This is a genomic window from Streptomyces sp. NPDC012466 (assembly GCF_042955215.1).
In the GTDB taxonomy this organism is placed as follows: domain Bacteria; phylum Actinomycetota; class Actinomycetes; order Streptomycetales; family Streptomycetaceae; genus Streptomyces.
Map to the genome: position 1 here is coordinate 157,363 of NZ_JBIBEQ010000012.1, position 12,525 is coordinate 169,887.

10 protein-coding genes are annotated in these 12,525 nt (G+C 70.3%); 5 read left to right on the top strand and 5 right to left on the bottom strand.

The genetic code is table 11. From position 1 onward, the window contains the following. Positions 1-252 precede the first annotated feature (252 nt). Both ACFY9E_RS35065 and ACFY9E_RS35070 read left to right on the top strand, forming a co-directional pair. The gene (locus ACFY9E_RS35065; RefSeq protein ID WP_390991235.1) at positions 253-4,083 is read left to right on the top strand and encodes a multifunctional oxoglutarate decarboxylase/oxoglutarate dehydrogenase thiamine pyrophosphate-binding subunit/dihydrolipoyllysine-residue succinyltransferase subunit; all 3,831 of its coding nucleotides are present in this window, start codon (positions 253-255) and stop codon (positions 4,081-4,083) included. Positions 4,084-4,169: 86 nt separating this feature from the next. Next, on the top strand, positions 4,170-4,349 hold the full coding sequence (locus ACFY9E_RS35070) for a DUF6104 family protein (RefSeq protein WP_003992906.1): 180 nt from the start codon (positions 4,170-4,172) through the stop codon (positions 4,347-4,349). Between the two features lie 30 nt (positions 4,350-4,379). Here ACFY9E_RS35070 and ACFY9E_RS35075 read toward each other — a convergent pair whose 3' ends face one another. Next, on the bottom strand, positions 4,380-5,210 hold the full coding sequence (locus ACFY9E_RS35075; RefSeq protein ID WP_390991238.1) for a hypothetical protein: 831 nt from the start codon (positions 5,208-5,210) through the stop codon (positions 4,380-4,382). A 147-nt stretch (positions 5,211-5,357) separates the two neighbouring features. Between ACFY9E_RS35075 and ACFY9E_RS35080 the strand changes: the two genes are divergently transcribed. Further along, on the top strand, positions 5,358-6,329 hold the full coding sequence (locus ACFY9E_RS35080; RefSeq protein ID WP_390991241.1) for a DUF4097 domain-containing protein: 972 nt from the start codon (positions 5,358-5,360) through the stop codon (positions 6,327-6,329). 1 nt (position 6,330) lies between these two features. Continuing rightward, complete coding sequence (locus ACFY9E_RS35085; protein ID WP_390991242.1) at positions 6,331-7,389, top strand: helix-turn-helix transcriptional regulator; 1,059 nt, start codon at positions 6,331-6,333, stop codon at positions 7,387-7,389. 18 nt (positions 7,390-7,407) lie between these two features. Here the strand turns inward: ACFY9E_RS35085 and ACFY9E_RS35090 are convergent, their stop codons facing one another. From ACFY9E_RS35090 to ACFY9E_RS35105, 4 genes are all read right to left on the bottom strand, one after another. Continuing rightward, positions 7,408-7,980 (bottom strand): Clp protease N-terminal domain-containing protein, encoded by a 573-nt coding sequence (locus ACFY9E_RS35090; protein WP_390991245.1) that lies wholly within the window; start codon positions 7,978-7,980, stop codon positions 7,408-7,410. Further along, a complete protein-coding gene (locus ACFY9E_RS35095; protein ID WP_024884443.1) occupies positions 7,980-8,189 on the bottom strand; it encodes an HTH domain-containing protein in 210 nt (69 codons plus the stop codon). Before ACFY9E_RS35095 ends, ACFY9E_RS35090 begins: the two co-directional genes overlap by 1 nt. Before the next feature lie 101 nt (positions 8,190-8,290). Next, positions 8,291-9,256, bottom strand: coding sequence for a zinc-binding dehydrogenase (locus tag ACFY9E_RS35100; protein WP_390991247.1), 966 nt, complete (start codon positions 9,254-9,256; stop codon positions 8,291-8,293). Positions 9,257-9,709: 453 nt separating this feature from the next. Beyond that, the gene (locus ACFY9E_RS35105; protein WP_283972345.1) at positions 9,710-10,942 is read right to left on the bottom strand and encodes an NADP-dependent malic enzyme; all 1,233 of its coding nucleotides are present in this window, start codon (positions 10,940-10,942) and stop codon (positions 9,710-9,712) included. Positions 10,943-11,567: 625 nt separating this feature from the next. Between ACFY9E_RS35105 and ACFY9E_RS35110 the strand changes: the two genes are divergently transcribed. Continuing rightward, a complete protein-coding gene (locus ACFY9E_RS35110) occupies positions 11,568-12,518 on the top strand; it encodes a transporter substrate-binding domain-containing protein (RefSeq protein ID WP_390991250.1) in 951 nt (316 codons plus the stop codon). The last annotated feature ends 7 nt before the right edge of the window (positions 12,519-12,525 follow it).

Consider the following 12,525-nt stretch of genomic DNA (forward strand, 5'->3'; position numbering starts at 1 on the left):
CACGGGCGTCCGCGCTGACGGACACGTGTGATCAGGCACAGGCCCGCGCCATCGGCGCCCGGGGCCCGGCCACGCCCTTCCCTCCTGAAGCGGAACCACGCTTGTTTCCCGCCATTTCAAGGCCCGAAACACAGTTCCAGATGTGACTTGCACGACGTTGAACGGGCCCGGCCTGACCTTCCCCGTCCGGGGGGCGTAGCCTTGATTCCCGCTGTCCATCATCTTGTGAAGCGGAAGAGGGCGGTTGCCGCCGTGTCGCCACAGTCCCCCAGTAACTCGAGCATCTCGACCGACACCGACCAAGCGGGGAAGAACCCTGCCGCGTCGTTCGGTGCCAATGAGTGGCTCGTCGACGAGATCTATCAGCAGTACCTCCAGGACCCGAATTCGGTAGACCGAGCCTGGTGGGACTTCTTCGCCGACTACAAGCCAGGGGCGGCCGCCGCCTCGGCTCCGGCGGGTACCGCGGCCGCGGGGGCCGCGGGGACCACCACCGCTCAGCCGGCCGCTCCCGCCCAGGCCCCCGCCCCGGCTGCCGAGAAGCCCGCCGCCGCGCCGGCTCCCGCCCCGGCTCCGGCCCAGGCGAAGCCCGCCGCGCAGGCCCCGGCCCCGGCCCCGGCCAAGGCTCCCGCTCCGGCGCAGGCCGCCCCGGCCGCGAAGCCAGCCGCCAAGCCCGCCGCCGCGAAGAAGGCCGAGCCCGCCGCCGAGGCCCCCTCGGGCCCCGAGCAGGTCGTGCTGCGCGGTCCCGCCGCCGCGGTCGCGAAGAACATGAACGCCTCCCTGGAGGTGCCCACGGCCACGTCCGTGCGCGCGGTCCCGGTGAAGCTGCTCTTCGACAACCGCATCGTCATCAACAACCACCTGAAGCGCGCCCGGGGCGGGAAGATCTCCTTCACGCACCTGATCGGCTACGCGATGGTGCAGGCCATCAAGGCCATGCCGTCGATGAACTACTCCTTCGCGGAGAAGGACGGCAAGCCGACCCTGGTCAAGCCGGAGCACGTCAACTTCGGCCTCGCCATCGACCTGGTCAAGCCCAACGGCGACCGTCAGCTCGTGGTCGCGGGCATCAAGAAGGCCGAGACGCTGAACTTCTTCGAGTTCTGGCAGGCCTACGAGGACATCGTCCGCCGCGCCCGCGACGGCAAGCTCGGCATGGACGACTTCACCGGTGTGACGGTCTCCCTGACCAACCCCGGCGGCCTCGGCACCGTCCACTCCGTGCCGCGTCTGATGCCCGGCCAGTCGGTGATCATGGGCGTCGGCTCCATGGACTACCCGGCGGAGTTCCAGGGCACGTCCCAGGACACGCTGAACAAGCTCGGCATCTCGAAGGTCATGACGCTCACGTCGACCTACGACCACCGGGTGATCCAGGGCGCCGCCTCCGGCGAGTTCCTGCGGATCGTCGCGAACCTCCTCCTCGGTGAGAACGGCTTCTACGACGACGTCTTCGAGGCGCTGCGCATCCCCTACGAGCCGGTCCGCTGGCTCAAGGACATCGACGCGTCCCACGACGACGACGTCACCAAGGCCGCCCGCGTCTTCGAGCTGATCCACTCCTACCGGGTCCGCGGCCACGTCATGGCCGACACCGACCCGCTGGAGTACCAGCAGCGCAAGCACCCCGACCTGGACATCACCGAGCACGGGCTCACCCTGTGGGACCTGGAGCGCGAGTTCGCCGTCGGCGGCTTCTCCGGCAAGTCGATGATGAAGCTGCGCGACATCCTCGGCGTCCTGCGCGACTCGTACTGCCGCACCACCGGCATCGAGTTCATGCACATCCAGGACCCGAAGCAGCGCAAGTGGATCCAGGACCGCGTGGAGCGCCCGCACTCCAAGCCGGAGCGCGAGGAGCAGCTGCGCATCCTGCGCCGCCTGAACGCGGCCGAGGCCTTCGAGACCTTCCTGCAGACGAAGTACGTCGGCCAGAAGCGCTTCTCCCTCGAGGGCGGCGAGTCCGTCATCCCGCTGCTGGACGCCGTGCTGGACTCGGCCGCCGAGTCCCGCCTGGACGAGGTCGTCATCGGCATGGCCCACCGCGGCCGGCTGAACGTCCTCGCCAACATCGTCGGCAAGTCGTACGCCCAGATCTTCCGCGAGTTCGAGGGCAACCTCGACCCGAAGTCGATGCACGGCTCCGGCGACGTGAAGTACCACCTGGGCGCCGAGGGCACCTTCACCGGTCTCGACGGCGAGCAGATCAACGTCTCCCTGGTCGCGAACCCGTCGCACCTGGAGGCGGTGGACCCGGTCCTGGAGGGCGTCTCGCGCGCCAAGCAGGACATCATCAACAAGGGCGGTACGGACTTCACGGTCCTGCCGGTGGCGATCCACGGCGACGCGGCCTTCGCGGGCCAGGGCGTGGTGGCCGAGACCCTGAACATGTCGCAGCTGCGCGGCTACCGCACCGGCGGCACGGTCCACATCGTCATCAACAACCAGGTCGGCTTCACCGCGGCCCCCGAGTCCTCGCGTTCCTCCATGTACGCGACGGACGTGGCCCGCATGATCGAGGCCCCGATCTTCCACGTGAACGGCGACGACCCGGAGGCCGTGGTCCGCGTCGCGCGGCTCGCCTTCGAGTTCCGCCAGGCGTTCAACAAGGACGTGGTGATCGACCTCATCTGCTACCGCCGCCGCGGTCACAACGAGTCGGACAACCCGGCCTTCACCCAGCCGCTGATGTACGACCTGATCGACAAGAAGCGCTCGGTGCGCAAGCTCTACACCGAGTCCCTCATCGGTCGCGGCGACATCACCCTGGAAGAGGCCGAGCAGGCGCTCCAGGACTACCAGGGCCAGCTGGAGAAGGTCTTCACGGAGGTCCGTGAGGCCACCTCCCAGCCGGGGACGGTCGAGTCCTCGGACCCGCAGGCCGAGTTCCCGGTCGCCGTGAACACCGCGGTGACCACGGAGGTCGTCAAGCGGATCGCCGAGTCCCAGGTCAACATCCCCGACCACATCACCGTCCACCCGCGTCTGCTGCCGCAGCTGCAGCGCCGGGCGGCGATGGTCGAGGACGGCACCATCGACTGGGGCATGGGCGAGACCCTCGCGATCGGCTCCCTCCTGCTGGAGGGCGTCCCGGTCCGCCTGGCGGGCCAGGACTCGCAGCGCGGCACGTTCGGCCAGCGCCACGCGGTCATCATCGACCGCAGCACCGGCGAGGAGTACACGCCGCTTCAGTACCTCTCCGAGGACCAGGCGCGGCTCAACGTCTACAACTCCCTCCTCTCCGAGTACGCCGCGATGGGCTTCGAGTACGGCTACTCGCTGGCCCGCCCCGAGGCGCTCGTGATGTGGGAGGCGCAGTTCGGCGACTTCGTCAACGGCGCGCAGACGGTCGTGGACGAGTTCATCTCGTCGGCCGAGCAGAAGTGGGCCCAGACGTCCGGCGTCGTCCTGCTCCTGCCGCACGGCTACGAGGGCCAGGGCCCGGACCACTCCTCGGCCCGCCCGGAGCGCTTCCTCCAGATGTGCGCCCAGAACAACATGACGGTCGCCATGCCGACGTCTCCGTCGAACTACTTCCACCTCCTGCGGTGGCAGGTGCACAACCCGCACCACAAGCCGCTGGTGGTCTTCACGCCGAAGTCGATGCTGCGCCTGAAGGCGGCGGCGGCCAAGGCGGAGGAGTTCACGACGGGCCAGTTCCAGCCGGTCATCGGTGACGCGTCGGTCGACCCGGCCGCGGTGAAGAAGGTCGTCTTCTGCGCCGGCAAGGTCTACTACGACCTGGAGGCCGAGCGTCAGAAGCGCGGTGTGACGGACACGGCGATCATCCGTATCGAGCGCCTGTACCCGCTGGCGGGTGCCGAGCTCCAGGCGGAGATCAAGAAGTACCCGAACGCCGAGAAGTACCTGTGGGCCCAGGAGGAGCCGGCGAACCAGGGTGCCTGGCCGTTCATCGCGCTCAACCTGATCGACCACCTGGACCTGGCGGTCGGCGCGGACGTCCCGCACGGCGAGCGGCTGCGGCGCATCTCGCGCCCGCACGGCTCGTCCCCGGCGGTGGGTTCCGCGAAGCGGCACCAGGCCGAGCAGGAGCAGCTGGTGCGCGAGGTGTTCGAGGCGTAATCGCCCTCGCACGTCCCGCGTGACCGGGCCGCATCCCCGCTTCGGGGGTGCGGCCCGGCCGTTTGCGCGCACCTATCCTTGGGGGCATGTACTTCACGGACCGTGGCATCGAGGAACTGGAGAAGCGGCGCGGCGAGGAGGAAGTCACCTTCGAGTGGCTCGCCGAGCAACTGCGGACGTTCGTCGATCTCAATCCCGACTTCGAGGTTCCGGTGGAGCGGCTGGCGACGTGGCTGGCGCGGCTGGACGACGAGGACGACGAGTAGGACACACGCCGCCGTCGAGGCGGTACGGCGTCAGTCGGGTGGGTGCGTGAGGGCGTACGCCAGGCCCAGTGCGCCGTGCGCGAGGAGCAGCGCTCCCGCCGTGACCCAGCCGCCGCTGCGCCGCCTCAGGCCCCGGGCGATGAGCGGGAGACCCGCCGCCACCTGGGCGAAGGCCAGGGCGCGGGCCCTCGGCCCGCCCGTCCAGGGCATCCAGGGGCCGAGGCGGCTGTGGTCGACGGTGTCGCGTTCCGCGACCGCCTCGCGCCAGCCCGGCCACTCGACGGGCACGGTGTCCGGCCGGCGGGCGGCGGCCTCCCGGAGCCGGTCGGCGGGCTCGCCGGGGTCGAGTCCGGCGGGCAGGGAGACCCCCACGCGCGCGAGCAGCGCGAGCAGGCCGCGCAGGCGGGCGCCGGCGTCGGCCGCGGAGTCGGGTGCGGTCAGCTGCCCGAGGTCCTGGACGTCCAGGACGGGGTCGAGGCCCAGGCGCGCCGCGAAGGTGCGCATCGCCTCGTCCTCCCCCGCCGGGACGCCGCTCGCGAGCCATACGAAGCCGACCGGTCGGCGGAAGCCGGACGCGAACGTGAATCCCGCGTGCTCGGTGTCCCACCACAGGGCGAGCACGGGCCAGGGCGCGCCGACGGCGAGGGCCGTGGCCCAGCCGGCGACCACCCGGTCGACGGGATCGGCGCCGTCCCGCCACGGACGGCCCTCGGGGACGAGAACACTCCACTCGTCGCCCGCGCGGGTGAGCTGCATCGGTTCGCGCAGCAGATGCGCGACGGGGGCGACGGAACCGGGCGACGCCCGGCACAACAGCAGCGCCCCGGGGGCGGGACCGGTGCGGTCAGCTTCCGTCGACATGCTCACACGCTAGGGCGATTTGCCACCCCTTGAGCACTTTTGCATACCTTGCCGTCGCCAGAACGGGTGCCTTGACTTTCCCGGACCGCGATATATCGTGAATACGAGAGGACGCGATATGGCGCGTCGATCCGGGAGGTCTGCACCATGTCCGAGTGGTCCGTCACGGAACCGAGGAAGCTCACCTTCGACGAGCCCGTGAGCGATCTGCACGTACGCCTCGTCAACGGAACGGTGAACGTGGTGGGCGCCGACGAAGGTCCCGCCCGCCTGGAGATTTCCGAGATCGAGGGGCCGCCCCTGGTGGTGACCCAGCAGAACGGCACCCTCACGGTGGCCTACGAGGACCTGCCGTGGAAGGGCTTCCTCAAGTGGCTGGACCGCAAGGGCTGGCGACGCAGCGCGGTGGTCTCCCTGGCCGTCCCGGCCGGCACCCGGGTCGAGGTCGGGGTGGTGGGCGCGGGTGCCGTGATCTCCGGGATCCAGGGCCCCTCGGTGGTGAAGGGCGTCACCGGCGACACGACACTCGTCGGACTCTCCGGCCCGGTCCGCGCCGAAACGGTCTCCGGCAACCTGGAGGCCCAGGACGTGACCGGTGACCTGCGGTTCCACTCGGTCTCCGGCGACCTCACGGTGGTCGAGGGCTCCGGGCCCTCCGTGCGGGCGGAGTCGGTCAGCGGCTCGATGATCGTCGACCTCGATCCGAACGGCCCGACGGACGTCCGGCTGACCAGCGTCTCGGGCGAGATCGCCATCCGGCTGCCGTACCCGGCGGACGCGGACGTCGAGGCGAACACGGCGAGCGGTTCCGTCTCCAACGCCTTCGACGGACTGCGGGTGCACGGCCAGTGGGGTGCCCACAAGATCACGGGCCGCCTCGGCGCGGGCACCGGCAAACTCCGGGCCACCACCGTCTCCGGTTCGATCGCCCTGCTGCGGCGCCCGGGCCGGGAGGACGAGGACGAGGAGCCGTGGGACACGCGGCCCGGCGGCAGCGACTCGGCGGCCACCCCGGCGGGCGACCCCTGGGGCGGCTCGGGAGACAATTCCGTCTCCGGCCCCGGCGATGCCCCCACCACCGCCCCGGCCGACGGCACGACCGACAAGAAGGTGCTCTGACATGCCCCCCGTCTTCGCCCACGGCCGTCTCCGCCTCTACCTGCTGAAGCTGCTGGACGAGGCCCCCCGCCACGGCTACGAGGTGATCCGCCTCCTCGAGGAGCGCTTCCAGGGGCTGTACGCACCGTCGGCCGGCACGGTCTACCCGCGGCTGGCCAAGCTGGAGGCCGAGGGCCTGGTCACCCACACCACCGAGGGCGGCCGCAAGGTCTACTCGATCACGGACGCGGGCCGAGCCGAACTGGCCGACCGCAGCGGTGAGCTGGCCGACCTGGAGCTGGAGATCCGGGAGTCCGTGGCGGAGCTGGCCGCGGAGATCCGGGCCGATGTGCGCGGAGCAGCCGGCGACCTGCGCCGCGAGATGCGCGCGGCGGCGACCGAGGCCCGCCGGGACACCGGCACCAGGACCGACGGCCCGGCGGGTGCCCCTGACGGTGACTTCTCGCAGTACGGCGACGGGGAGGCCTGGCGCATCGCCAAGGAGGAGATGCGCCGCGCCCGGCAGGAGTGGAAGGAACAGGCCCGGCGCGCCAAGGACGAGAGCCGCCGCGCCCGGGAGGACGCCCAGCGTGCCCGCCGCCAGGCGAAGGAGGCCCAGGATCAGGCCCGCGCCCAGGCCCAGGAGCAGGTGCAGCGCATCACCCGCCGTGTCCAGGAGCAGGTGCAGGACCACTTCGCCCGCGGCGACTGGCCGACGGGCCTGCGAGAGGGCCTGAGCGAGCTGGTCAAGGAGGTGGGCGAGTTCGGAAAGGACTACGGCAAGGACTTCGGCAAGGACTTCGGTTTCGACTGGACCGGCACCGGCAAGCCCGCGGAGCCGACCCAGCCCCCGGAGGACTTCCCGGCCGCCTACGAACCGGCCTGGGCCCACGAGAACGCCGCGGACTCCACCGGTGACCCTGCCCGCGACCTGGACCGCCTCCTCGACCGCTTCCGGGACGACATCCGGGACGCGGCCCGCGACCACGGCGTCTCCCCCGACCAGCTCCGCGACGCCCGCCGCCACCTGTCGACGGCGGCGGCCCACATCGGAGCCCTCCTGCGGACGCAGAAGAACTAGGCGCCCGGGGCGCAGCCCTCAGCCGGCCTTGGCCTCGCCACCACCGCCGTACAGCACCCGCACCAGGGACTCGTACGTCACCCCGTGGTCGGCGAGGACCTCGGCCGGCACATCGGGACGCAGGGTCAGGGCCAGCAGGATGTGCTCGTCCCCGATGTGCCGGTCCCGCTGGGCGAGAGCGACCCGCAACGAGCGCTCCAGCACGTCCTTGGCACCCCGGCCGAAAGAGACCCGCCCCGACCACCACCGCTTGTCCTTGCGGTCGCCGGCCAGGGCGCCGACCCCGTGCACGTCCTCCACCCGGGCGACGATCTCCTCCACATCGATCCCCAGCCCGGCCAGCGCGTCGGTCTCGGCCTGTGTCAGCCCGGCCCGCCGCCGCGCCTCACGCAGCGCCTCGCGCACGGACTCCCGCCGCTCACCGAGCCCGAGAGCCGTGAGCGCGAAGGAGCCGCGGCTGCCCTCCCGGTCGAGCAGTGCCAGCAGCAGATGCTCCGGCTCCACACACTGCCCGCCCCCACCGCTCCCCTCCACATGCTCGTACGCGTTCTTCACCACGTCCCGGGCGTCCTTCGTGAACCGCTCGAACATCAATGCCTCCCGTACTTCTTGTGCACGGCCTGCCTGCTCACACCGAGTTCGGTGGCGATCTCCTGCCAGGACCAGCCGTGGTTGCGCGCATTGCGCACCTGCACGGCCTCCAACTGCTCCAGCAGCCGGCGCAGCGCGGCGACGGCCCGCAGGCCGACCCGAGGATCACGGTCACCCGCGCGCTCGGCCAGATCCGTTGCTTCGGTCATGACGTCAACCTACGTTGACACATCGCTCGCGTCAACCGTAGTTGACAAACGAAAACGGCCGGTCCGTACCGGACCGGCCGTCGGCGCACCTTCAGGAGGACTCAGGGATTCGTCAGCACGACCTTGCCGAACTGCTCACCCGAGGCCAGCCGCTCGAAGCCCTCACGGGCACGGTCCATGGGCATGACCTCGTCGATGACGGGTCGCACACCGGTGGCGGCACAGAAGGCGAGGAGGTCCTCCAGTTCGTCCTTGGTGCCCATGGTGGACCCGACGACCTTGAGTTCGAGGAAGAAGATCCGGGTCAGCTCGGCGTGCGAGGGCCGGTCGCCGCTGGTGGCACCGGAGATCACCAGCGTGCCGCCGGGCTTCAGCGACTTCACGGAATGCGACCAGGTGGCGGCCCCGACGGTCTCGATCACGGCGTCGACCCGCTGCGGCAGCCGCGCCCCGGACTCCAGCGCCTCCACGGCCCCGAGCTCCACGGCCCGCTTCCGCTTGGCCTCGTCCCGGCTGGTGGCGAAGACCCGGAGACCGGCGGCCTTGCCCAGCACGATGGCGGCCGTGGCGACACCACCGCCGGCGCCCTGCACCAGCACGGAGTCGCCGGGGCGGACACCCGCGTTGGTGAACAGCATCCGGTACGCGGTCAGCCACGCCGTGGGCAGACAGGCGGCCTCCTCGAAGGAGAGCTCCTTGGGCTTGGGCAGGATGTTCCAGGTCGGCACGGCGACCTGTTCGGCGAAGGTGCCCTGGTAACGCTCGGTGAGGATGGACCGGGGTTCCTTCGGGCCGACCCCGTGCCCGCTCTGTCCGATCACGGAGTGCAGGACGACTTCGTTGCCGTCCTCGTCGACGCCTGCGGCGTCACAGCCGAGGATCATCGGCAGCTTGTCCTCTGCGAGGCCGACGCCACGCAGGGACCAGAGGTCGTGGTGGTTGAGGGAGGCGGCCTTGACCGTGACGGCACTCCAGCCGGGACGGGCCTCGGGAGCCGGGCGCTCTCCCAACTCCAGGCCGGACAGCGGCTGGTCGCGGTCGATTCGGGCGGCGTAGACAGCGAACATGACCTTGACGATAGGTTCCGCGAGAAGCCGAAGGAACCATCCGCCCCTGTGAGACATGCCCTCTTGCCAGGGACGGGCGGTGTGTTCCCGGGCCGGACCCGGCGCGCCGGCGTGCACCCGCAGCCGCAGCCGCCAGCCGCAGCCGCAGCCGCAGCCGCCGGACGACGCAAGGGGACGTTTCGGGGGGTGTCCGCCCGCAGCGGTCGGCGCGTCAACGCCCGGTCAGTCGGTGTGAGACCCCATCGCACCGTTCCGAGGACGGACACCTCCCGACGCGGCCCCGACCCCACCGGCGATCAGGCGAAGCACCCCGCACCCCCGCATCCCACCGCCCGGAGACACCCGCACCCCACCGCCGGAGGCACCCGCACCCCACCCGAACGGCCCCACCCGAACGCAAAGAAATGGCCCCGCCCGATTTCCGGGCGGGGCCACATCACATCAGCGTCGGCGTCAGCGCCGAGCCACACCCTCGGCCCGGGCCGCGGCCGCCACCGCGGCGGTGACCGCCGGAGCGACCCGCTCGTCGAACGGCGACGGGATGACGTAGTCGGCGGCGAGATCGTCTCCGACCACAGCGGCCAGCGCCTCCGCGGCGGCCAGCTTCATCCCCTCGGTGATCCGGGAGGCCCGCACCTGCAGCGCCCCGGCGAAGATCCCGGGGAACGCCAGCACGTTGTTGATCTGGTTCGGGAAGTCCGACCGTCCGGTCGCGACGACCGCCGCGTACTTGTGCGCGACCTCGGGGTGCACCTCGGGGTTCGGGTTCGCCATGGCGAAGACGAACGCGCCCTCGGCCATCGTCGCCACCGCGGACTCCGGAACCGTCCCACCGGACACGCCGATGAACACATCGGCCCCGTCCAGCGCGGACTCCAGAGACCCGGTGATGCCGGCCTTGTTCGTGAACCCGGCCAGCTCCTGCTTCACCGGCGTGAGGTCGTCCCGGTCGGCCGACACGACACCCTTGCGGTCGGCCACCGCCACATCCCCGATCCCGGCCTCGACCAGCATCTTGGCGATGGCGACACCCGCCGCGCCGGCGCCCGAGATGACGGCCCGCAGCTCGCCCAGCGCCCGCCCGCTCAGCCGCGCGGCGTTCCGCAGGGCGGCCAGCGTCACCACGGCCGTACCGTGCTGGTCGTCATGGAAGACCGGGATGTCGAGCCGCTCCTGCAGCTTCCGCTCCACCTCGAAGCACCGGGGCGCCGAGATGTCCTCCAGGTTGACCCCGCCGAACGACGGCGCGAGCCGCACCACGGTCTCGACGATCTCGTCGACGTCCGTGCAGTTCAGGGCGATGGGAACCGCGTCCACGCCGCCGAACTGCTTGAACAGGATCGCCTTGCCCTCCATCACCGGGAGGGAGGCCTCGGGCCCGATGTCACCGAGGCCCAGCACGGCCGTACCGTCCGTCACGACGGCCACGACCGATGACTTCCACGTGTAGTCGTGCACGAGCTCCGGCTGCTCCGCGATCGCGCTGCACACCTTCGCGACGCCGGGCGTGTACGCCAGGGACAGATCGTCCTTGTCACGGACCGGCACGGTGGCCTGCACAGCCATCTTGCCGCCGCGGTGCAACGCGAACGCCGGGTCGAAGGAGTCGAGGGGCTCCGCACCGCCCTCGTGATCCGTATCGCCGGTCCTGCTCTCGCTGCGAGGATTGACAATCTCCGCTGCCACTTCGTTTTACCCCTTAAATCTTCATTGGTTTGAGGGTGGCCACTCCTGGTGAGGGGTGGGCGGGCACCGCGTAGGCCCATGTCGTGCTTGTACGTGTAGACGTACGGGCGCGTACGCGACGGGCGCGCCGCACACGCGCCCTGAGCCCCGGATGAGGGGTGTAAAGACCCTTCTTACCGGACGGACGGCATCGAGGACGAGTCCATAACGCGAAGGTCACATGACGGGGCCCTGACTCTTCGTCCAAAATCGGGACAAGACCTGGACAAACCAGATACAACCACTCAACCACTGGCGAAGCCCGCGGCCCCCGTATCGAAATCCCGGGATTTACCGAAGTTCTTCCGGCCGGAAGGGTTGATTCCCATAGAAGGTCCGGCCGTGATGTACCGGAGTGGTGCGGTTCGGGGGTCGCCCGTTATCCGATTTTGACATGACTGGCCCCCAGAATCGCGCAGTCCGAATGGCAAGATGCCGTAATCACACGAGGTCGCGACACTCGAAGACGTGTGCTCTCGTCGACCCACGGCACTGCCGAAACCTTCGGCGTGCCACGGCCGTGTCGAACCCATCGGCAGCGGCCCGCCCCATCGGCAACTCCACCCATCCGCCGGAGGAACCCACCATGACCGCAAGCTCCACCCGTCGTACGACCGCCGCGCACTCCCGGCTAGCAGCGGTCGGTGCGATCGCGGTCGCAGGCGCGCTGATGCTCACCGGATGCGGTGACCAGACCAAGGACACCGGCTCGAGCGACACCGCGGCCTCGGCCCCGCTCGCCGACAAGCTGCCGAAGGCCATCCGCGACAAGGGTGTCATCAAGGTCGGCTCCGACATCGCCTACGCCCCGGTCGAGTTCAAGGACAGCTCCGGCAAGGTGGTCGGCATCGACCCCGACCTCGCCGCCGCCATGGGCAAGCAGCTCGGGGTCGAGTTCCAGTTCGAGAACGGCACCTTCGACACGCTGATCACGGGTCTGCGCTCCAAGCGGTACGACATCGCCATGTCCGCGATGACCGACACCAAGGACCGCCAGGAGGGCATCGACTCCGACACCGGCAAGAAGGTCGGCGAGGGCGTCGACTTCGTGGACTACTTCACCGCCGGTGTCTCGATCTACACCAAGAAGGGCGACGACCAGGGCATCAAGACCTGGTCCGACCTGTGCGGCAAGAAGATCGTGCTCCAGCGCGGCACCGTCTCCGAGGACCTCGCCAAGGCGGAGTCGAAGAAGTGCCCGGCCGGCAAGAAGATCGCCATCGAGCCCTTCGACAACGACCAGCAGGCCCAGACCCGCCTGCGCGCGGGCGGCGCCGACGCCGGCTCGTCCGACTTCCCGGTCGCCGCGTACGCCGTGAAGACCTCCGGCGGCGGCAAGGACTTCCAGCTGGTCGGCGAGCAGGTCGAGGCCGCTCCGTACGGCATCGCGGTCGCCAAGAACCAGACGCAGCTGCGGGACGCCCTCAAGGCCGCTCTCGACGCCGTCGTCGCGAACGGCGAGTACGAGAAGATCATGAAGAAGTGGGGCGTCACGGACGGCGCCATCGAGGAAGCCACGATCAACGGCGGCAAGTGACCGCGAC